The following is a 248-nucleotide window of genomic DNA, read 5'->3' on the forward strand; positions in this document are numbered from 1 at the left end:
GTGTCCACGTGATCTGGCAGGAAGTTGGAAATGCCGATGGCGCGGATCTGCTTGTCCTGGTACAGCTTCTCCATTTCCTTCCAGGCCTTGGTGAAGAGGCCCTGAGACGGGACCGGCCAGTGGATCAGGTAGAGGTCAACAACCTCCAGGCCCAGGGCGTCCCGGCTCCGCTGGAAGGCGTCGTAGGCTTCGCCTTGCTCACCGTTGCGAAGCTTGGTGGTCACGAAGAGCTCTTCCCGGGGGATGCC

General features: G+C 61.7%; 1 protein-coding gene. It reads right to left on the reverse strand.

Annotated elements, in window-relative coordinates:
* Positions 1-248: aldo/keto reductase (locus tag ACPYOM_RS23295; protein ID WP_481347789.1), on the reverse strand; the 248-nt coding region annotated here is incomplete at both ends.

It is taken from the genome of Monashia sp. HAY1-2A (assembly GCF_056755315.1).